Raw genomic sequence first — 19,873 nt, forward strand, 5'->3', positions numbered from 1 at the left:
GAGTCTGAATGTTTGATGTCAGCTTTAGCGAGCTGCTCCTGATTGGAGTGGTCGCCCTGATCGTCATCGGTCCCGAACGTCTGCCCAAAGTAGCGCGCACCGTAGGCCATTTGCTTGGCCGCGCGCAGCGCTACGTCAACGAGGTCAAGACCGATATCCAACGCGAAATCAATCTGGATGAGGTCAATAAACTCAAAGACCAGATGGAGGAAGCTGCCCGCTCGGTACGCAGTTCGGTCGAAGACACGGGCAAAAGCATCAGCCAGCCTCTGACCGAAGCACGCGATACCCTGCACAATGCGTCGGAATCGGCACGCAAGGCCTTTTCGGATACGTCCGAAAGCGCCCCTGCCACGCCCGACGCTCCTTTGGCAGAACCGGCCATCAAGCCGCCGGCCCCGGATGCAGCCGCCCAGCCAGCGCCTCATGCGCCGGCCAGTGACGACGCTCCCCGTCCTACGGATGCTCCCGCCCAACCCTCTAAAGGACCAACGGCATGAGCACCGAAACGCCTCAAGAAGATACGTTTATCTCCCACCTGGTCGAGCTGCGCACACGTTTGTTGCGCGCAGTCATCGCCGTGGTAGGGATATTTATTGTGTTGTTCACTTATCCGGGCGCCTCAGCCATTTATGATGTGCTGGCCCAGCCCATGATGAGCTCCCTGCCAGAAGGGACCCGCATGATCGCCACCGGGGTCATCACCCCCTTTATGGTGCCGGTCAAGGTCACCTTGATGGCCGCTTTTGTGCTGGCCTTGCCCATCGTGCTGTACCAGGCCTGGGCTTTTATCGCCCCTGGCCTCTATAACCACGAGAAGAAACTGGCTCTGCCCCTGATCATGACCAGCACGCTGCTGTTCATCGCCGGGATGGCCTTTTGCTATTTCGTCGTATTTCGCACGGTCTTTCACTTCATCGCGTCGTTTGCCCCGCAATCGATCACGCCCGCCCCTGACATCGAAGCCTACCTGGGCTTTGTCATGACGATGTTCCTGGCCTTTGGCATTACGTTTGAAGTGCCTATCGCCGTTATCCTGCTGGTAAAAACCGGGGTGGTCACGGTGGCCAAGCTGCGTGAAATCCGTGGCTACGTCATCGTGGGCGCCTTCGTGATTGCCGCCATCGTGACGCCTCCCGATGTGGTCAGTCAACTTCTGTTGGCAGCGCCACTGTGCCTGCTCTACGAATTAGGCATCCTGGCCGCCAGCCTGATCAAGAAACGGGAAACAGAAAGTAGTGAAAGTCGGGAGCTGGACCTGTAAGCCCCTAGGCGTACCACAGGACATCCCTGCATCACCCCGACCCAAAAATATGGCTCTCCGTGCGGCCCTGGACAGGGCAAGGCAAGAGAGCCATTTTTTTATAGCCACCTCATACCCACACCGGAGCGTCAGGCCAATGGGCAGCCCGTATGCATCATGGCAAAGCCGCGGCGACCCAGTCTCCACCAGGAAAGCAGCGCCCAGACGCTCTGAGCGACTCCCCTCTGGCCTAAGCGCCCCTCATGCAAGGGGAGCCGTAGCCTCCCTCCTTATTTGCGCACTTGCGGCCGCATACCAACCTTGACGGGGACATCCAGTTCCTTGCCCTCGCGCAGCACACTCAAGGTCACGATTTGCCCGGGCTGCACCGGACCGATCTGGTTGAGCAGATCAATCGAATCAGCCACAGGCTGACCATTCAAGCGCAGCACAATATCCCCCACCAACAAATGCGCCTCGGCAGCCGGTCCATGACGCTGCACGCTGGCGATAATTACCCCCGCATCATTTTTCAGCTTGAAGCTCTTGACCAGATCGGGGGTGATGTCCTGCGGCTCCAGCCCCAGCCAACCCCGCGTCACTTCGCCATTACGAATAATCTCGTCCATAATGGCCAGCGCTGTCGAAGCGGGAATGGCAAAGCCGATTCCCAGCGACCCACCCGTTTCGGAATAAATGGCGGTATTGATGCCCACCAAGCGGCCTGCCGCATCCACCAGGGCCCCACCGGAATTGCCCGGATTGATCGCCGCGTCTGTCTGGATAAAGTTCTCGTAAATATTGATGCCCAGGCGATTGCGGCCCAGTCCCGACACAATGCCCATCGTAGTGGTTTGCCCCACTCCAAAGGGATTGCCAATCGCCAGTACAACATCTCCCACCTGCAACTGATCCTGAGACCGGGCGCGAATCACCGCCAGCTTGGGCAGATCGACCTTAAGCACGGCCAGATCACTTTCCGGGTCCGAACCAATCAGGCGGGCCTTGGCCTGACGGCCATCGGACAAAGCCACCTCTATCGCATCCGCCGCCTCGATCACGTGGTAATTGGTCAGGATATAGCCCTGTTCGTGTACGATCACGCCCGAACCCAGGTTGATGGTGGAACGTCGTCCCATCAGATCAGGCAGTTCACGGAACAGACGCTGCAAATCAGGGTCTTCCAACAAGGGAGAATTGCCTTCCAAATGCTTGCTGGTGTACACATTAACGACAGCAGGCGCGGCACGGGTTACCGCCAAGGCATACGACACGCGGCCTTCCTGAGCAACAGGCGCCTGAACGACGGGGGCCGGCGCAGGCAGCACCGCCCTGCTCGTATCACGGGCCGGTGTCTGTGGGGCTCCCAGCCATTGAGGTCGCAGCGTCACCACAATAAAAAAGCCCGCCAGACAGATCGTTACCGCTTGAGCAAACACTAGCCACAATCGACGCATAGCACTCTTTCAGATAAGGAATTCCATGACTCAGGTTTCAACGGCCGAGCTGACCGACTGGCTCAACAGCACCTTGGATATCGCCCGCTTCAAGGACTACTGTCCCAATGGACTCCAGGTCGAAGGCAAGCCCTATATTGGCAAACTCGTCACGGGGGTGACAGCCTCGCTGGCGCTGATTGACGCCGCTATTGCCCGCCAGGCGGACGCTATTCTGGTGCACCACGGCTGGTTCTGGAAAAACGAAAATCCGTGCATTGTGGGCACTCGAAAAACTCGTATCGAACGCGTCCTGTCGCATCAGCTTAACCTCTTGGGCTACCACTTGCCCCTGGACGCCCATCCCCAGTTCGGCAACAACGCTCAATTAGCCCGGCAATTGGGTATTGAGGTCCTGCGTGACGCAAACGGCCTGCCCCAAACCTGTGGTCCAGATGGACTGGTCTGGCTGGGCGAATTGCCAACCCCCGTTTCATTGGAAACATTCGGCCTGACAGTTTGCAATAATTTACAACGCAAACCTCTGATTGTTGGTGATTTACAACGGAAAATACGCCGCGTGGCCTGGTGTACTGGGGGTGCGCAAGGTTTTATTGAAAGCGCCGTGGCAGCACAAGCCGATCTTTACATCAGCGGCGAGGCGTCGGAGCAAACCTTCCATAGTGCTCAGGAAAACGATATTGCCTTCATGGCCGCAGGGCATCATGCGACCGAACGGTATGGTGCTAAAGCCCTGGGAGAGGAAATTGCCCGTCAGTTTGGCATCGCCGTAGAGTTCATCGACCTGGACAACCCGATCTAACCGGAGCAAAAACCGGTACATATGACTTTGAACAAGCTTTAAAGACTCGCATGGCTAGACAAGCCCAGCCCATGAAAGGCTAAAATCAGGCAACCGGCGCGGGCGAACTTGACCCCGCCGGTCGGTTTACATAAACAAAAAGGTGCCGAAAGGCACCTTAAAGCTTTGATAAGTTTGGGCTTTTATTTTTTCAGCGAATCCCTGATCTCGCGCAGCAACAGCACGTCTTCAGGGGTTGGCTCGGGTACGGCCTCAGCAGCCTCAGCCTTGGCCACCGTGGCACGCATGCGGTTAACCATCTTGACCATGCAAAACACCACGAAGGCCAGCAAGATGAAGTTGATGAAAATGGTCAGGAAGTTACCCCAGGACAAAACAACGGCCCCCGCCGCATTCAAAGCTTCCAGGGTTTGAGGACCGGTATAGCCCTCTGGTGTACGCAAGACCGTGAACTGGTTGGTAAAATCCACCTCGCCGCCAAGGATGAAACTGATGACGGGCATGACGATGTCTTTTACCAGCGAGTCGATAATCTTGCCGAAGGCAGCTCCGATAATGACACCGACCGCCAGGTCCATCATGTTGCCCTTAACGGCGAACTCCCGGAATTCGTTAAGAAAACCTCGAGCCTTGTTCATATGTTCACCTTTGATCAAGTTATGCTGCGCTGGGTAAAGCGTATAATGTGCGGTTGAATAATATACCCAGGCCCAAATCCGTAAATTGTGGTATTGCCCGAGTCGGGCAGGAATAAGGATACTAGAATGAGTCAGAATACGACACAGCCCGATGCCAGAGGCGCGGTTGATCTCAACCTTCCGCCCGATCCTTCGCGCCGCACCTGGGTCGCCACCGCCTGTGCATTAGGTGGTGTCGCTGGTGTGGCGACAGCTGTTCCCTTTGTCAGCTCCTTTGCTCCTTCCGAGAAAGCAAAAGCGGCCGGCGCTCCCGTAGAGGTCGATATTTCCAGCATCGCCCCCGGTGAGATGCGCACCGTGGAATGGCGCGGGAAACCGGTCTGGATTCTGCACCGTACCCAAGAGCAGCTGGACGCCTTGCCCAAGCTGGACAGCCAGCTGGCCGACCCTGACTCGGATCGCCCCGGTTACACCCCCGCGTACGCCAAGAACGAATACCGTTCGCGTCGCCCCGAAATCTTTATCTGTATCGGTATTTGCACCCACCTGGGCTGCTCCCCTACTCCGCATCTGGCCGCCGGCGCTGGCCCGGGTCTGCCTGGTGGTTGGGAAGGTGGTTTTCTGTGCCCCTGCCACGGTTCCACGTTTGACCTGGCCGGCCGCGTCTACAGCAACAAGCCCGCTCCAGACAATCTGGAGATCCCGCCTTATGAGTTCTCGGCCGACGGCATGATGGTCACCATCGGCGTGGACGAAAACAACAAGGCCTAAGGCGGCTGCAACCCAATACGTACTATTTAAAAAGATAAAGGAGCCGTTTCATGGCTGGCGAGAAAACCGTCGAAACGACAGGACTCTTGGGATGGATTGACAGGCGCTTCCCCCTGACATCCATGTACAAAGAGCACATGTCAGAATACTACGCGCCGAAGAACTTCAACTTCTGGTACTTCTTTGGCTCTCTGGCACTGCTGGTGCTGGTTATTCAGATCGTGACCGGTATTTTCCTGGTCATGAACTACAAGCCCGATGCCAAGCTGGCGTTTGAATCGGTCGAATACATCATGCGTGAAGTGCCGGGCGGCTGGATCATCCGCTACATGCACTCCACCGGCGCTTCCATGTTCTTCGTGGTGGTGTACCTGCACATGCTGCGCGGCCTGTTCTACGGCTCGTACCGCAAACCACGTGAGCTGGTCTGGATTTTTGGCGTCGCCATTTTCCTCTGTCTGATGGCTGAAGCCTTCATGGGCTACCTGCTGCCCTGGGGCCAGATGTCCTACTGGGGTGCCCAGGTGATTGTTAACCTGTTCTCGGCCATTCCATTCATTGGTCCTGACCTGGCTATTTTCATCCGTGGCGACTACGTGGTCTCCGACGCCACCCTGAACCGCTTCTTTGCTCTGCACGTGATTGCTGTGCCTCTGGTCCTGCTGGGTCTGGTGGTCGCTCACCTGATCGCCCTGCACGAAGTCGGCTCCAACAACCCCGACGGCGTGGAAATCAAGAAAGGCCCCAAAGACGCTCAAGGTCGTCCTTTGGATGGCATTCCCTTCCACCCCTACTACACCGTCCATGACATTCTGGGCGTGGCAGGCTTTCTGATCGTGTTCGCTGCGATCGTGTTCTTTGCCCCTGAAATGGGCGGCTACTTCCTGGAGTTCAACAACTTCAGCCCCGCCGACGCACTGAAGACGCCTCCGCACATTGCACCGGTCTGGTATTTCACGCCTTTCTACTCCATGCTGCGCGCAACGACCGCCGACTTTACCTGGGTTCTGGCCGGTGCTTCCGTGCTGGGCGCTCTGGTGCTGTTCGTCAAGGGCAAGCTGCCCGGTATCTGGCGCCTGGCCGTACCGGCCATCCTGATTGCTGTTGCCGTTTTGCTGCGTGTCATTGACGCCAAGTTCTGGGGCGTGGTGGCCATGGGCGGTACGGTCGTGATCCTGTTCTTCCTGCCTTGGCTGGATAAATCGCCTGTGAAGTCGATTCGCTACCGTCCTACCTGGCATAAAGTGCTGTACGCGATTTTCATCATCAACTTCCTGATCCTGGGTTACCTGGGCACGCAGGCCCCGAACGACCTGTTCAACCTGCTGAGCCAGATCGGTACGGTGATCTACCTCGCTTTCTTCCTGCTGATGCCAGTATGGAGCCGCATGGGTACGTTCAAACCCGAACCTGATCGCGTGACTTTCCGCCCTCACTAGGCCCCCAACACGAAACGGAATGACCATGATTAAAAAACTGCTTGGCGCTCTGGCCTTGTCCCTTACCTGCACGGTGGCTGGTGCCGCCGGAGGTGGCTATGCCCTGGAGCGCGCGCCCGACCGCATGAATGACATGGCGGCCTTGCAAAATGGCGCAAAACTGTTTGTGAACTACTGTCTGAACTGTCATAGCGCCAACTCCATGCGCTACAACAAGCTGACAGAGATCGGCCTGACTGAAGAGGACATCAAAAAGAACCTGCTGTTCTCCTCGGACAAGGTGGGTGATCTGATGAAGATCGCCATGACCCCTGAAATGGGCAAGAAATGGTTTGGCGCAGCCCCACCAGACCTGTCCGTGATTGCCCGTGCCAAGTCCACCAACCTGGGCCCCAGCGGCGCAGACTACATCTACACCTACTTGCGCACGTTCTACCGTGACGTCTCGCGCCCAACAGGCTGGGACAACCTGGTTTTCCCAAGCGTGGGGATGCCTCACGCACTGTGGGAGCGCCAGGGTGGGGTAACCATGAACCGCACTACCGTGGCTCAGGAAGCCAAGGATGACGGCAGCAAGGAATGGGTCAAGACCACCGCCACCTACGATCCTGCCGGCTTCTCCAACGTCAAGAAAGAAGTGTTGGCCGACTACACGGGCCACGCGACTGACACCGTCAAGCTTGAGCCCGTTAACGCCAAGGCCGCTGCCAAATACGACAGCGATGTGGCTGACCTGGCCAACTTTATGGACTGGATGGCCGAACCTGTGCAACTGGAGCGCAAAAAGATCGGCGTGGGCGTGATGCTGTTCCTGCTCTTGTTCTTTGCCGTTGCATGGCGACTGAACAGCGTTTTCTGGAAAGACATCAAGTAAAACGCTATGCTAGACGGGCAGGCTTGACTAGTCTGCCCGGCTCTTTATTGTTAAAACCCCTTGCAGGGTTTTGAATCCTGAGCCGTGAGGCTCTTGTTTTTATTTCTACGACTGGAATCTCCTACCATGATGGTGCTCTACTCTGGAACAACTTGCCCATTCTCACAGCGCTGCCGTTTCGTGTTGTTTGAAAAAGGCATGGATTTCGAGATCCGCGACATCGACTTGTACAACAAGCCTGAAGATATCGCCGTCATGAACCCCTACGGACAGGTGCCAATCCTGGTAGAACGTGACCTGATCTTGTACGAATCGAACATCATCAATGAATACATTGATGAGCGCTTCCCCCATCCACAGCTAATGCCCGCAGATCCCACCATGCGTGCCCGCACACGCTTGTTCCTGTACAACTTTGAAAAGGAACTGTTTGTGCATGTGGCGGCTCTGGAGGATCGTCGCAATGCCGATGCCAAGGCCCAGGAACAGGCCCGTCAGCAAATCCGCAATCACCTGTCCCAACTGGCGCCCATCTTGCTCAAGAACAAGTACATGCTGGGTGAAGAGTTCTCCATGCTGGACGTGGCGATCGCTCCTTTGCTCTGGCGTCTGGACCACTACGGCATTGAACTGCCCAAGAGCGCTGCTCCGGTGCAAAAGTATGCCGAACGCGTGTTCTCGCGTCCGGCCTACATTGAAGCACTGACTCCCTCCGAAAAAGTCATGCGTCGCTAATCGATTATGCAAGAAACCTCGACCAAGCCTTACCTGTTGCGCGCGCTGCACGAATGGTGTTCAGACCACGGGTACACCCCTCATATCGTGGTGACGGTGGATGCCAATACCGTCGTCCCGCGAGGCCATATTCAGGATGGTCAAATCACCCTGAATATTGGTCATCTGGCCACCAACGGCCTGATTCTGGGCAACGAATACATTGAATTTCAGGCACGCTTTGGCGGCGTGACGGAAGACATATTCGTGCCTGTAGCCGCCGTCTCGGCCATTTACGCACGTGAAACCGGTGCCGGCATGGGTTTTGAAGTCATGGAGTCCGAGCCCTACCCACAAGGCGACGCACCAACTGCTGTCGCTCCTGAAACGACAACAGAAGCACCCGCTGCCAGAAAAGACGCTGACAAGGTTTCGCACCTCAAGATCGTCAAGTAAGGCGAGGTCGACGCAGAAAAACATAGAGCCCCGCATGGGGCTCTATGTTTTTGGCACTACGTCCCGGTTAGACGCTACGACCGCCGCGCTCGCCCCTTAGCCTTGCTGCACCGCCTCAGCCTGATTACGACGGCGTCCAGCGGCCACACGCCACTCCAGAAGGCTCTTGAGCATCACTGACACAATAGCGAATACCGCCAGCAGTGCAGCCGCGGTAAAGGCCGCAGCCGCCTTGTTATCATTGTTGAGCTGATCGACCAGCAAGGACAGGGTCAAGGTCTGGTTCATGATGGTGCCCGACACAACAGATACCGCACCAAATTCGCCAATAGCTCGCGCATTGGTCAGCACGACGCCGTACAGCAGCGCCCATTTGATATCCGGCAAGGTAACGTGCCAGAAGATTTGCCAACCATTGGCCCCCAGACTTAAGGCGGCCGCCTGCGCATCCGAACCTTGAGCCTGCATGACGGGGATCAGAATACGGGCGACATACGGGGTCGTCACGAAGATGGTCACCATCAAGATCCCGGGCCAGGCAAACATCAACTGAATATCCCGTGCGCTTAACCACTGCCCCAGCGACGACTCTACCCCATAGACCACGAGGTAACACAAACCTGCCACCACCGGGGAAACCGCGTAAGGCAGGTCCACCAGGGTACTTAACAAGCGACGGCCACGAAACTGGTAGTGCGTCAGACACCAGGCCAGCAAGATGCCGAACACCATGTTCAGCGGTACCGTCAGCACCGCCACGAACAAGGTCAGCCCGATGGCGTGGAGCATATAGTCCTCTTGCAGATTGCTCCACAAAGCGGGCAAGCCATCACCCAGCGCTTTGGAGAAAATCAGCACCAAGGGAACAACAAGCAAACCGAGCACCAGCCCGATGCCCACCGTCAGGATCAAGCGGTCTGCCAGGCTCTTAGGTGGTTTTCTCATGACGCCCTCCGCTGCCAGCCTAACAGGCGATTCTGCACCAGCTGCAGGCTAAACAGCAGCAGCAGGGAAGCGATCAGGATCACCGAGGCAATCGCCGCTGCCGCCGGGTAATTGAACTCTTGCAAGCGCACAAAAATCATCAAAGATGAAACTTCGGTTTTGAAAGGAATATTGCCCGCAATCATAATGACGGCGCCAAACTCTCCCAGGCTACGGATAAAAGCTTGCGAGGCTCCCGTCACCAAGGCAGGAATCAAAGGCGGAAACACGACTTTGCTAAAGGTCTGCCACCCGCTCGCACCCAGTGTATGGGCGACTTCCTCGTACTCCGCACCCAGTTCCTCAATGACAGGCTGCACAATGCGCACCACAAAGGGCAAACTGGTAAAAGTCATGGCCAGAACAATACCGGGGTATTGATAAGCGACCTTCCAGCCCTCCGGCAGGAACTGGCCAAACCAGCCGCCCGGCACAAACAGGGTTGCCAGGGTCAAGCCAGCCACAGACGTCGGCAGCGCAAAGGGCAAATCCACCAAGGCGTCGATCAGCCGACGCCCTGGAAACTCAAAGCGTGTAATGATCCAGGCGATGATAAAGCCCACCACACTGGCGATCACGGTGGAATAAAAGGCGGCACTGACCGTGACCTGGTAACTGCTGACAACGCGCTTGTCAGTGATTGCGCGCCAATAATCGGCCAGGCTCATGTCGCTGACGTACATGAACAGGGCCGACAAAGGCAAAAGCACGATAATGGACAGGTACAGGACGCTAAAGCCAAAGCTCAGCCCAAAACCCGGCATAACGGGGCGATGCAAAAAAAAGAGGGGCTTTAGCGCAGTCTTCACCCCGGAAGCCTGCGCTTCGCCCACAAGAGTACGGCTCATGAATTATTTCGCCAGCAACTGATCCAATACCCCGTTAGCGGCAAAGTGACGGCTTTGAATCTCAGTCCAGGGGCCCAGAACGTCGGTGGGATTGATCAGCTTGACGGGCGCATATTTGGATTCGAATTCCTTGGCAACCGCCGGGTCCGTCACCCGATAGTTAAAGCCGGCCAGCAAGCGCTGAATTTCGGGGGTGTACTGAAACTTCAGGTACTCGGTCGCTTCCTTGCGCGTGCCTTTCTGATCCACTACCCGATCAACCACCGCCACGGGAAACTCGGCCAGAACACTGACAGGAGGCACCACCACTTCCAGCTCGCTGCCCTTGAACTCTTCGCTGCCAGCAATGTTGAGCACTTCGGACTCAAAAGTCAGCAGCACATCGCCCTGGCCGTTCTGGGCGAAAGCCACAGTCGCACCCCGACCGCCAGTGGGAAAACTCTCTACATTGCCCAACACCTTGGCCACGAACTGCTTGATCTTGGCCTCATCGCCACCGAACGCCTCGTTGGCATACAGCCAGGAAGCCAGATAGGTATAGCGTGCATTGCCCGAGGTCTTGGGGTTAGGGAATACCAGTTTCACATCATCGCGCACCAGATCATCCCAAGACTGAATGTTCTTGGGATTGCCCTTGCGCACCAAAAAGGCGATGGTGCTGTAGTAAGGGGAGCTGTTGTTGGGGAACTGCTGGGCCCAATCCTTGGCTACTGCGCCGCGCTCGGCCAAGAACTCAATATCGGTTACCTGGTTAAAGGTGACGGTATCAACTTTCTTGCCTTGAATAATGTCTTGGGCCTGACGGGAGGTCCCGGCAAACGACTGGTCAATCTTGATGTCTTGGCCTGTAGTCGCTTTCCAGTGCTCGACAAACTTGGGGTTGATCGCCGCAAAGGTTTCGCGCGCCACGTCAAACGAGGCGTTCAACAACGTAACCTGGGCACTGGCTGTACCTCCCAGCAACGAGGCCAACAACAAGGCAGAGCCAACAACAGACTTCAATTTCATGGTGTTCCCCACAGTTCCCTGACGCAACCTTCCAGGCGCGGCATTCATGTTCAATCGCGTGCTATCTATATAAGCACAGCTTGGATAGATCAAATTATGAGTAGGGAAAAAGGCATTTAAAACGACATTTTCATCATGCCCTTATAACCAGAACCTATCTATGCACCCCGTTTTCACACTTCGGCTCCTAGCAATCTGTGCCTGGTGATTGCTTCTTTGGAAAAAATACGGCTATAATCATCAATTCGCCGGCTTAGCTCAGTTGGTAGAGCAGCGCACTTGTAATGCGAAGGTCGAGGGTTCAACTCCTTTAGCCGGCACCACGAATATCAGCGGTTTACCGCATAAAAAGGGTCCCCAGAAATGGTGGCCCTTTTTTTATGCTGTTTTTCTGCCTACTTCTTGCCTGCTGTTGGTTCTGACGGGCAGACAAAGCGCCTGACCAGAGTACCTGGCCCCGATGGTTAGGTCGGCACTTCCAGGCAGGGCGTGGCTCGCCGCCTGGCAAGCAGCCCAGCAACAGCAACAGCAACAGCAACAGCAATCATAGTTTACGGGCACCATTAGCCTGTCTCTCGAAGCGACACCACTCAGCTCGCCCCCACCCTGCAGTCACCAGAAGAAAAGAGGCCGACGCCCTCATAGGGCGTCTGTTGGGCCTGGCCACGAGCCCAGTCCGCCATACCATTTCATTACTGCAGCGCCTTCAATTTGGATATATGTCTATAGCTGACATTTATCACTCGTTTTTATTATTAAGTTTTTACTTATGATTAATGATTTATCATTTATTAATAATTTCTTATATCAATAATTAAACCAATAAAAACCATGCGCAGTTTTTACTTTTAAATCATTTTTTATTTATTAGCCACCGCATAATAAGGCAATTGACAAACCCAATGTTTTATACAACTTTTTTGCACGGTGAGTTATTATTCAATCACGCAAAAATAGCGTCCTTATTGATTAATTCCCAGATCTCAAAATAACCTCTGGGAATCTTAGTGAAAGTTTCTTACGTCCTCATCCCAGCAATGCTTTTCTCGATTCAGTACACAGAGCTCATCTTGCTGCTCTTAAGCCCTACTTGTTCTGCTGTCTCGACATTCAAACCGCTACGTTTTAAACCTTTACTATCAGCCACTTAAGAATCCCCATCAAAACTCACAAGCAAAAAAATGCCAGGCTTGACCCACACCCAGCCCCGCTATTTTTGCTTAGGAAAAGGGGACCGGCTATTTCAGGCAGCATGCAGCACGCTCTATAGGAATAACATTCTTTTCATCTGTTTGTACCCCTAATAAAACCTGCTGCTATTGATAGCAAGTTCATCCATAGGTCCTCATTAGGTTCGCCTTTATATAAATTTAAAGCAGTGAATGCTTCTAATGCTAAACAGTCCAGGATTGCTTTCTAATGTCAGAACTCCACGCACGCAGCACTCAACATAACGGCCAGCTAGATCTGGTACAGCTTCTTCGAAGGTTTTGGGAAAAGCGCGCCCTATTTCTGCGTTTCTTCTTCGCCGGTGTCGTACTAGCCACCATTTATGCCCTTGTTGCCAAAGAACAATGGACATCCGTGGCGTACGTCAGCGCACCACGCGTAGAACAAATCAGCGCTTACCTGGACCAACGTCGCGCCATGGCGCGAGTAACAGGCAACCAGACCATTGACACGCATGCACTGAGCTCCTTGCTATTTAGTGCATTTGTCACACAAGCTGCCATTTCCAGAAACCAATGGGCCTACCTGAGTGAGAGCGATTACTACAAACAACAGCTGACAGGCGATCAGAGAGCCGACCGCCTCTTACTGCTGGAACTGGTAGATCAGCTCAAGATCAAGGCCCCTGAGCATGATGTCATTGCGCCCTATTACAGGTTCTCCTTTAGTGCGACCAGCGCAGAGCAGGCCCAGGAAGTGCTGAACGGCTATCTGGACTGGGTAAACGCACTGGCATTTGAACAAGTCGATAAAGAATTCAACGACCAGCTCAATGCCCAGATACTGTCTCGACAAACGGATCTTCACAACATTGAATTCAAGCTGATGACGGACCGCCAGCACAGCATTGAAAATCTGGAGGCCGCCCTGCATACAGCCAAACTTGCCGGCATCAAGGACTATATCGTTGCCAGACAGACGGAAGGGGCCACCGTCATTGAGCTTAGCGATAGCAAACGCCTATTCATGCTCGGTGAAAAGTACCTGAGCGCTGAACTTGAGACCTGGGCCAGATCACCTATTATTTACCCGCCTAATTACTTTGAGATCAAGCGGGAACTTGAGCAACTTGAACCGCTGCGACACTATAAAGTCAACAGCCTTTTATATTTCACTCAACGTCCCCCTACCCTTCCCTTAAAGCGTGACAAGCCTATGCGTGCGCTAATTGTCATTCTGGGGGGCTTATCAGGGGGCATGCTCGGTATTCTCTGGCTGCTTGGGCAGGAGATCTTCCGCAAACAAGACCTGACTGTGGTGACCAACTTTCGCCAGGAAAACAAACTTCTCGAGGTGAATCGGCAGTGATTCCTGTATGCCGCCCTATCCTGCCTTACTCTGCGGTCGGGACCAGACACTCGGCCAGATCCGCGGGACACCCCGCTCCCAGCAATGTCATGGTTCGCTCCAGCTCCTGAGTCAGCAGGCTGAGCACGGTCGCAACCCCTTGCTCACCATTTTGGGCCAAGCCGTAGGCAATCGCTCGGCCAAAAAAAGCGCCCGTCGCACCGCAGGCAAGCGCTTTGGCAACATCCGAACCCCGCCGGAAACCACTGTCGATGAACACCGGGATCTGCGAGTTGACGATCGCCATGATCTGCGGGAGCACACTGATTGTGGATGGCGCACAGTCCAATTGGCGGCCACCGTGATTGGAGACAATCAAGCCATCCACACCATGACGCAGCGCCTGACGCGCGTCTTCTGGATGTAGCACGCCTTTGACCAGTACAGGGCCATCCCATTTGGAGCGCAGCCACGCTACGTCGTTCCACACCAGGCTGCGGTCCATACTTCTAGCCAACAGGGCTGCCTGCGCCTGGGCGGAGCTGGCCCCTTCCGTCGGCATCAGATTGACGAACTGGGGCTGTCCGGCTAATGCCTGCCGCCACAACCAACGTGGCTGCAAAGCCATATCCAGCAGTAAACGGGGACCGGGGCGAAAAGGTAGCTTAAAGCCATGACGTATATCTTTCTCCCGGTACCCACCGACCGGCACGTCTACCGTCAACACCAGCGCCTCAAAACCAGCTTGACGAGCACGATCCAAAATGGAATTGGCCATCCCCCTGTCTTGCATGACATATAACTGCATCCAGCACGGCCCGTCACAAGCCTCTCGCACGTGTTCCAGGGCGCTGTTGGAGGCCGTAGACAAAATGTAGGGCAAGCCTGCCTTGCCAGCGGCGCGCGCTGCCAGCACGTCCCCGCCAGGACGCACCACATCAATCAGGCCCACCGGCGCCACCCCAAAAGGAGCCGACCACCGCCGTCCAAAAACCTCTATGCTGGTCGAGATGGCCGATGTGTCCCGCAAACTGCGCGGCGATAAGGTCATCGTCTGCAAATCCGCTTGATTACGAGCCAGACACAACTCATCCTCTGCCCCGCCGGCAACATAGTCATACACAAAACCGGGCAGACGGCGCCGGGCCGCTAGCTGGAAATCCTGAACATTGAGCCGCATGATGCAGGCTGCCTCCCACGTAAGGTCGAGCTTTCACGCCCGATTCAAGTTAATTGTTTAAGCATCAAGTATATGCCTGAAAATGCGGCATCCGGCCAGAGGCACATCGCCCAAGCAGGCAGAACAGGCAAAATGGGCAGACAGGCTTGTCTCGATAAGGGGGGGGGGCGGGCCTCAGACCGAGGGGCGCGTCAATAACGGAATCGGCAGCTCGTTAAGTCCTTTGAATTCCTGCAGGGAAAAGCTGGTCTGCGCCTGCCGAACCCCAGGCAGGCGATGCAGCTTGCGCTGCAGCAGCTCCGAGTAGCTATCCAGGTCTTTGGCCACCACCATGAGCAAAAAGTCAGCCGGTCCGGCAATGCCATGGCACATCACCACCTCCGGTATGTCGCGTACCGCCTCCACAAACTGCACCGAACGCGCTTCGTTCTGAAAGTCGACACTGATACTGACAAACGCCACCACCCCGTAACCCAGGCCACGACGGTCCAGCCGCGCCTGATAGCCGGCAATAAGTCCCGCCTCTTCCATGCGCCGAATCCGACGCCAGCAAGGCGATTGGGATATCCCCACCTTTTGCGCCAGCTCGCTCGTGGTAAGCCTGGCGTTTGCCTGCAGCTCGGCCAACAAAAGGTAGTCCACCTCATCCAGTTCTATATGCATAAAAAAACCTGTTTTTTAATTTTTACTGAAAAAATTATGCTTGTATAAAAAACCGCTTGGCGCAACCCTCTTAAATAAATAAGATCAACGCATAAATCTAAGTGGGATGAAATAATGAAACCACAGACACTTTGCGTCTCTGCCCCTAAGCCCGCTTGTTCGGGTAAGCGCATCCTGCCGCTGATGGAGACCTTCGGGCATGATGCGGGGCCCACTCCCCCTGGCGCGCAACGCGACTTTGGTTTTCTACCGACTCAGGCGACTTGATCACACTGTCGCTCGGGTCATTATTAACATACCGGGAACAGAACACATGAATGCCTCCAACGCATCGGCTGACAAGGGAGTCGGCGAGACAGAACGCATTGTTGCGGAAGAAAAAGCGCAGTTGGATTTCAGCCAGTCCATGAGCTACGGCGACTACCTGCATCTGGATGAGGTGCTCGGCGCCCAGCACCCGCTCTCGCCCGCCCACGATGAAATGCTGTTCATCATTCAGCATCAGACCAGCGAGCTCTGGATGAAACTGATGCTGCACGAACTGAACGCCGCTACCGCAGCGGTCGCTGCCGACCGCTATGCCGACAGCTTCAAGATGCTGGCACGTGTCTCGCGCATCATGGAGCAGTTGGTTAGCGCCTGGACCGTGCTCTCGACCATGACCCCGCCGGAGTACACCGCCATGCGGCCCTATCTGGCCAGCTCCAGCGGCTTTCAAAGCGCGCAGTATCGCTGCATTGAGTTTGCCCTGGGCAACAAGAACGCCGCCATGCTCAAACCGCATGCACACCGGCCGGATCTGCTCCGCCAGGTGAATGCTGCCTATCGCGCCCCCTCGCTTTATGACGAGTCATTGCGACTATTGGCCCGTCAGGGCTTTGCTATCCCCGCCAACTACCTGGACCGCGACTGGACCCAGCCCTACCTGGCCAATGCGGAAGTGGAAGCCGCCTGGTTACAGGTTTACCGTGACCCTCATGCGCATTGGGATCTGTACCAGCTCGGTGAGAAACTGACCGACATTGAAGACGCCTTCCGGCTTTGGCGTTTCCGTCATGTCACCACGGTTGAACGCGTTATCGGCTTCAAGCGCGGCACAGGTGGGACGGGAGGGGTCAGCTACCTGCGCAAAATGCTGGATGTCGTGTTGTTCCCCGAAATCTGGACTGTGCGGACTGCGCTGTGACACAGATACCCAACCCCGTTTTTTCGCCGCAAGATCGCGAGCGTGAATACTCGCCCAGCTCTTGTATCGGTGGCAACTATGCGCCGTACATTGAGCAGTACGCCACACTGAGCAAAGCCGCTCTGGTCGGCAGTGCCCACCATGTCGAGCTCGCTTATGGCGACGCTGCTGCGCATAAGCTCGACCTCTTTCTGCCTGCGGGCACGCACTCGGAATCGCTCCCGCCCCTGCTGCTATTTATACATGGCGGCTACTGGCAGGAGCTTTCCAAAGCATCCTCATCGTTCTCGGCCCCAGACTGCACGGCAGCTGGCATCGCCTTTGCCGCCCTTGATTACACCTTGGCACCACAAGCCTGCGTCCATGACATGGTGCTGGAATGCCGCAAGGCACTGCGCTGGCTGCATCAACATGGCAACAAACTGGGCTTTGACCCGCAACGCATGGTCGTTTCCGGCAGTTCTGCCGGCGCGCATCTGGCAGCCATGTGCTGTCTGCGTGGGTGGGAGGATGATGCTGATTTGCCTTTGGGAACGCCGGCAGCGGCCGTGTTGGTGTCTGGCATTTACGACCTTCAACCCTTGATAGGCACCAGCATCAATGATGCACTGTCCCTGGACGCGGCAAGCGCACGGGCGGTCAGCCCCCAGTTGCTTGATCTGACAGGTTTTCCACCCACCCTCATCGGCTGGGGAGAAATCGAAACCTCGGAGTTCAAGCGCCAGAGCCAAGCGTTTGCTGACTTGCTGAAAGCACAGGGCGCCCAATATCTGCCGCCCATCGAAATGCCAGGACGCAATCACTTCGATGTCATTTTTGACCAGGCTCGTCCCGACACCCGCTTGGGCGCAGCAACACACGCGCTTTTTGCATCGCTGCCAGTCACCTCTACCGGAAGCACATGAGGGAACACGGGGCAGACACGGCCGCCGCCGACGCGCTACATCGCCAGTTTCGCCGCACGCCCTTCACTACAACGCCAGCGTTGGGTGAAGGCTAAGGTCGGTCTGGGCATGAAGCTGAAAGCGTTGTCGTACGCGATGGCTTGCTAATGCCATGGCAGCCGGACGCGCAGCAGGCGGATCTGCCTGCCCGCGCTACGCAGCTGATTACAGTGAATCAAAGGGGTCCTGCGTGCTTGGCAGGCCCGTATCGTCCCCCAGCACAAAACGCGGGATGAACTGCAGCACATATTGCCGCATGGCTTCAACCAGGCGCTGTGCATCGGGGCGCAACTCCCGCGACCGCAAAGACACCACACCAACCATGTAGGGCACGTGAATATCAATCGGGCGCAGCACGACGTTGGGCAGAGGCAGGCCATGCGCAGTGAACGGATCAATCAGGGACACTCCCACCCCTTGGCTGGCCAGCACCAGCCCTTCCAGCGAGGACGCCACCTCAATATGACGAATATCTTCGGGAGCCTCCGGACTGGCACGCAACAAAGCGGTCGCCAGGGTATGGCGTAAGCGATGACGATTCTGAACGGAAATCAGGGGAGTGCCCTGAATATCGCTGAGCCGGACCAGGTCTTGACTGGCCAATGCATGGTTCACCGCCATGCCCAGCAAACAGGGGCTTTGCCCTGACCAATGCAGGGTACAGCCATCAATATCCAAAGGCAGGCTGGTCACGGCCAGATCGGCCCGCCCTTCGTCGATGGCTTGAACAACTTCCTCCGGCTTGACGGTATCAATCATCAGCTTTTGCTTGAAGGCCGGATCGTGCTGCTCCATGATGCCCAAGACCTGAGGCAACAAACCCATCGCCATGGCATGAGTGGCCACGATACGCAGGGGCCGCAGTCCCCCGCGGGCGATTTCCAGCGCACGGCTTTGCAGCACTTCCAGGTTCATCAGCACAGGCCGGGCTTCCAGATAAAACTCCCGTCCCTGTTCCGTCAGGGTGACCTGCGGGCGGGTACGGGTAAAGAGCCGGAAGCCCAACTCCTGCTCCAGCTCCTGGATCTGACGGCTGACTACAGGCTGTGAGCGATCCAACAGTCGACCGGCAGCAGTCACACTGCCTGCGGACATCACAGCTGCAAAAGCTTCTAATTGGCGAATTTCCATGTCGTTCTATGTGAATGCCGCATTTATCAACATGGAATATTCTAGTGCGGAATAGTTGGCCGGACTAGCGTTTAACACCGAAACATTGATCGAGCGTAGGGAAAGTCCCATCCCGCACTTCGGCCGCGTATTGGGCAGCCGCTTGCGAGATCAAGGCCCCCACATCCGCATACGGTTTGGCGAACTTGGGAATCTTGCCATTGGTCAGACCCAGAATGTCCTCAGTCACCAGGACTTGTCCATCGCAGGCGGGCGAGGCGCCAATGCCGATGGTGGGAATCGCAATGCTTTCCGTAATGCGGCGACCCAAACTTTCCGCCACACCTTCCAGCACGACTCCCCAGGCTCCGGCCTGGGCGTGGGCGACCGCATCTTCCAGAACACGCTGTGCAGCGGCATCGGTCATCCCCTGCGCCTTATAGCCGCCCATGGTATTGACGTACTGAGGCATCAGGCCGACGTGCGCCAGCACCGGAACACCCCGCTCCACCAGGAAACGGGTGGTTTCCGCCATGACATGCCCACCTTCGAGCTTGACCGCCTGCGCACCGCTGGCCGCCAGCATGCGCGAGGCATTGGCAAAAGCCTGCTGGGGTGATTCCTGATAGCTGCCAAACGGCATATCCACGACAATGCAAGCATGCTGCGTCGCGCGCACCACGGCCGCTGCATGGGCAGCCATCATATCGACCGTAATGCTTAAGGTGTCAGGCATCGCATAGCCCACCATGGCGGTCGAGTCACCCACCAGAATCATGTCCAGGTGCTCGTCCAGCATCCGTGCAACGGGCGCGATGTACGCAGTCAAGGCAGCAATTTTTTGTTTGCCCTTGCAGGCGATCAAAGTGGGAACGCTAACGCGAACCTGCGTGGTATGTACGCTCATACTTACTCCAGCTGGAATCCCATAGCGCAAACGCTTATATAGGATTGCTTATATAGGATTGTGAATGATGCAGATTGCAACATCTTAAGAAAAAAACCAGTCGACGCCTCTATAATCGCCGCAGGACAAAAA

Annotated in this window: 20 protein-coding genes and 1 tRNA gene; 12 read left to right on the top strand and 9 right to left on the bottom strand. The window is 55.9% G+C overall.

The genetic code is table 11. The features are described 5' to 3' along the window. Positions 1–8 precede the first annotated feature (8 nt). A complete protein-coding gene (tatB, locus tag FE795_RS15955) occupies positions 9–500 on the top strand; it encodes a Sec-independent protein translocase protein TatB (RefSeq protein WP_059318133.1) in 492 nt (163 codons plus the stop codon). Further along, a complete protein-coding gene (gene tatC / locus FE795_RS15960; RefSeq protein WP_003805399.1) occupies positions 497–1,264 on the top strand; it encodes a twin-arginine translocase subunit TatC in 768 nt (255 codons plus the stop codon). Before tatB ends, tatC begins: the two co-directional genes overlap by 4 nt. 269 nt (positions 1,265–1,533) lie before the next feature. Here tatC and FE795_RS15965 read toward each other — a convergent pair whose 3' ends face one another. Continuing rightward, complete coding sequence (locus FE795_RS15965; RefSeq protein WP_131071041.1) at positions 1,534–2,700, bottom strand: S1C family serine protease; 1,167 nt, start codon at positions 2,698–2,700, stop codon at positions 1,534–1,536. Between the two features lie 25 nt (positions 2,701–2,725). Here FE795_RS15965 and FE795_RS15970 point away from each other — a divergent pair, with 25 nt between their 5' ends. Continuing rightward, positions 2,726–3,502, top strand: a complete 777-nt coding sequence (locus FE795_RS15970) for a Nif3-like dinuclear metal center hexameric protein (RefSeq protein ID WP_059318131.1) — start codon at positions 2,726–2,728, stop codon at positions 3,500–3,502. A gap of 182 nt (positions 3,503–3,684) precedes the next feature. Here the strand turns inward: FE795_RS15970 and mscL are convergent, their stop codons facing one another. Further along, positions 3,685–4,140 (bottom strand): large conductance mechanosensitive channel protein MscL, encoded by a 456-nt coding sequence (gene mscL, locus FE795_RS15975; RefSeq protein ID WP_003805396.1) that lies wholly within the window; start codon positions 4,138–4,140, stop codon positions 3,685–3,687. Positions 4,141–4,266: 126 nt separating this feature from the next. Between mscL and petA the strand changes: the two genes are divergently transcribed. The 5 genes from petA (at position 4,267) to FE795_RS16000 (ending at position 8,394) form a co-directional block, all read left to right on the top strand. After that, complete coding sequence (gene petA, locus FE795_RS15980) at positions 4,267–4,911, top strand: ubiquinol-cytochrome c reductase iron-sulfur subunit (protein WP_003805394.1); 645 nt, start codon at positions 4,267–4,269, stop codon at positions 4,909–4,911. A 50-nt stretch (positions 4,912–4,961) separates the two neighbouring features. Continuing rightward, entirely contained in the window at positions 4,962–6,350 is a 1,389-nt protein-coding gene (locus tag FE795_RS15985) for a cytochrome b (protein ID WP_003805393.1), read from the top strand. A 19-nt stretch (positions 6,351–6,369) separates the two neighbouring features. Then, a complete protein-coding gene (locus FE795_RS15990) occupies positions 6,370–7,224 on the top strand; it encodes a cytochrome c1 (RefSeq protein WP_131071043.1) in 855 nt (284 codons plus the stop codon). 126 nt (positions 7,225–7,350) lie between these two features. After that, positions 7,351–7,959, top strand: coding sequence for a glutathione S-transferase N-terminal domain-containing protein (locus FE795_RS15995; protein WP_003805391.1), 609 nt, complete (start codon positions 7,351–7,353; stop codon positions 7,957–7,959). A 6-nt stretch (positions 7,960–7,965) separates the two neighbouring features. Further along, positions 7,966–8,394, top strand: a complete 429-nt coding sequence (locus tag FE795_RS16000) for a ClpXP protease specificity-enhancing factor (RefSeq protein WP_219235312.1) — start codon at positions 7,966–7,968, stop codon at positions 8,392–8,394. Positions 8,395–8,490: 96 nt separating this feature from the next. On the opposite strand, the gene cysW is transcribed toward FE795_RS16000, so the two are convergent. The 3 genes from cysW to cysP are packed head-to-tail and all read right to left on the bottom strand — an operon-like array spanning position 8,491 to position 11,234. Further along, positions 8,491–9,339: a sulfate ABC transporter permease subunit CysW gene (cysW, locus tag FE795_RS16005; RefSeq protein ID WP_003805389.1), complete on the bottom strand. Its 849-nt coding sequence runs from the start codon at positions 9,337–9,339 to the stop codon at positions 8,491–8,493. Beyond that, entirely contained in the window at positions 9,336–10,226 is an 891-nt protein-coding gene (gene cysT / locus FE795_RS16010) for a sulfate ABC transporter permease subunit CysT (RefSeq protein WP_003805388.1), read from the bottom strand. Before cysT ends, cysW begins: the two co-directional genes overlap by 4 nt. Positions 10,227–10,229: 3 nt before the next feature. Further along, complete coding sequence (gene cysP / locus FE795_RS16015) at positions 10,230–11,234, bottom strand: thiosulfate ABC transporter substrate-binding protein CysP (RefSeq protein ID WP_059318128.1); 1,005 nt, start codon at positions 11,232–11,234, stop codon at positions 10,230–10,232. A gap of 247 nt (positions 11,235–11,481) precedes the next feature. Here cysP and FE795_RS16020 point away from each other — a divergent pair. Together FE795_RS16020 and FE795_RS16025 are read left to right on the top strand one after the other, a co-directional pair. Next, positions 11,482–11,557: transfer RNA gene (locus tag FE795_RS16020), tRNA-Thr, on the top strand. A gap of 1,096 nt (positions 11,558–12,653) precedes the next feature. After that, complete coding sequence (locus FE795_RS16025) at positions 12,654–13,772, top strand: LPS O-antigen chain length determinant protein WzzB (RefSeq protein WP_131071044.1); 1,119 nt, start codon at positions 12,654–12,656, stop codon at positions 13,770–13,772. Positions 13,773–13,797: 25 nt separating this feature from the next. Here the strand turns inward: FE795_RS16025 and FE795_RS16030 are convergent, their stop codons facing one another. Further along, on the bottom strand, positions 13,798–14,931 hold the full coding sequence (locus FE795_RS16030) for an alpha-hydroxy acid oxidase (RefSeq protein WP_059318126.1): 1,134 nt from the start codon (positions 14,929–14,931) through the stop codon (positions 13,798–13,800). A gap of 174 nt (positions 14,932–15,105) precedes the next feature. Next, positions 15,106–15,594: an Lrp/AsnC family transcriptional regulator gene (locus FE795_RS16035; protein WP_003805681.1), complete on the bottom strand. Its 489-nt coding sequence runs from the start codon at positions 15,592–15,594 to the stop codon at positions 15,106–15,108. Positions 15,595–15,907: 313 nt separating this feature from the next. Here FE795_RS16035 and kynA point away from each other — a divergent pair, with 313 nt between their 5' ends. Together kynA and FE795_RS16045 are read left to right on the top strand one after the other, a co-directional pair. Further along, entirely contained in the window at positions 15,908–16,780 is an 873-nt protein-coding gene (kynA, locus tag FE795_RS16040; RefSeq protein ID WP_131071045.1) for a tryptophan 2,3-dioxygenase, read from the top strand. Continuing rightward, positions 16,777–17,685 (top strand): alpha/beta hydrolase, encoded by a 909-nt coding sequence (locus FE795_RS16045; RefSeq protein ID WP_131071046.1) that lies wholly within the window; start codon positions 16,777–16,779, stop codon positions 17,683–17,685. The genes kynA and FE795_RS16045 overlap by 4 nt, the downstream gene beginning before the upstream one ends. A 204-nt stretch (positions 17,686–17,889) precedes the next feature. Here FE795_RS16045 and FE795_RS16050 read toward each other — a convergent pair whose 3' ends face one another. Both FE795_RS16050 and panB read right to left on the bottom strand, forming a co-directional pair. Then, entirely contained in the window at positions 17,890–18,855 is a 966-nt protein-coding gene (locus tag FE795_RS16050; protein WP_003805673.1) for a LysR family transcriptional regulator, read from the bottom strand. A 64-nt stretch (positions 18,856–18,919) separates the two neighbouring features. Next, a complete protein-coding gene (gene panB / locus FE795_RS16055) occupies positions 18,920–19,741 on the bottom strand; it encodes a 3-methyl-2-oxobutanoate hydroxymethyltransferase (protein WP_003805671.1) in 822 nt (273 codons plus the stop codon). Between the last annotated feature and the right edge of the window lie 132 nt (positions 19,742–19,873).

Source organism: Alcaligenes ammonioxydans (assembly GCF_019343455.1).
Taxonomy (GTDB): Bacteria; Pseudomonadota; Gammaproteobacteria; order Burkholderiales; family Burkholderiaceae_B; genus Alcaligenes; species Alcaligenes ammonioxydans.

Coding starts and splice junctions, on each gene's coding strand:
- FE795_RS15990 (WP_131071043.1), top strand. CDS start 6,370: ATGACCATGATTAAAAAACTGCTTGGCGCTCTGGCCTTGTCCCTTACC.
- mscL (WP_003805396.1), bottom strand. CDS start 4,140: ATGAACAAGGCTCGAGGTTTTCTTAACGAATTCCGGGAGTTCGCCGTT.
- FE795_RS16035 (WP_003805681.1), bottom strand. CDS start 15,594: ATGCATATAGAACTGGATGAGGTGGACTACCTTTTGTTGGCCGAGCTG.
- cysW (WP_003805389.1), bottom strand. CDS start 9,339: ATGAGAAAACCACCTAAGAGCCTGGCAGACCGCTTGATCCTGACGGTG.
- FE795_RS16030 (WP_059318126.1), bottom strand. CDS start 14,931: ATGCGGCTCAATGTTCAGGATTTCCAGCTAGCGGCCCGGCGCCGTCTG.
- tatC (WP_003805399.1), top strand. CDS start 497: ATGAGCACCGAAACGCCTCAAGAAGATACGTTTATCTCCCACCTGGTC.
- FE795_RS16050 (WP_003805673.1), bottom strand. CDS start 18,855: ATGGAAATTCGCCAATTAGAAGCTTTTGCAGCTGTGATGTCCGCAGGC.
- FE795_RS15985 (WP_003805393.1), top strand. CDS start 4,962: ATGGCTGGCGAGAAAACCGTCGAAACGACAGGACTCTTGGGATGGATT.
- petA (WP_003805394.1), top strand. CDS start 4,267: ATGAGTCAGAATACGACACAGCCCGATGCCAGAGGCGCGGTTGATCTC.
- cysP (WP_059318128.1), bottom strand. CDS start 11,234: ATGAAATTGAAGTCTGTTGTTGGCTCTGCCTTGTTGTTGGCCTCGTTG.
- FE795_RS15965 (WP_131071041.1), bottom strand. CDS start 2,700: ATGCGTCGATTGTGGCTAGTGTTTGCTCAAGCGGTAACGATCTGTCTG.
- FE795_RS15995 (WP_003805391.1), top strand. CDS start 7,351: ATGATGGTGCTCTACTCTGGAACAACTTGCCCATTCTCACAGCGCTGC.
- panB (WP_003805671.1), bottom strand. CDS start 19,741: ATGAGCGTACATACCACGCAGGTTCGCGTTAGCGTTCCCACTTTGATC.
- FE795_RS15970 (WP_059318131.1), top strand. CDS start 2,726: ATGACTCAGGTTTCAACGGCCGAGCTGACCGACTGGCTCAACAGCACC.
- kynA (WP_131071045.1), top strand. CDS start 15,908: ATGAATGCCTCCAACGCATCGGCTGACAAGGGAGTCGGCGAGACAGAA.
- cysT (WP_003805388.1), bottom strand. CDS start 10,226: ATGAGCCGTACTCTTGTGGGCGAAGCGCAGGCTTCCGGGGTGAAGACT.
- FE795_RS16025 (WP_131071044.1), top strand. CDS start 12,654: ATGTCAGAACTCCACGCACGCAGCACTCAACATAACGGCCAGCTAGAT.
- tatB (WP_059318133.1), top strand. CDS start 9: ATGTTTGATGTCAGCTTTAGCGAGCTGCTCCTGATTGGAGTGGTCGCC.
- FE795_RS16000 (WP_219235312.1), top strand. CDS start 7,966: ATGCAAGAAACCTCGACCAAGCCTTACCTGTTGCGCGCGCTGCACGAA.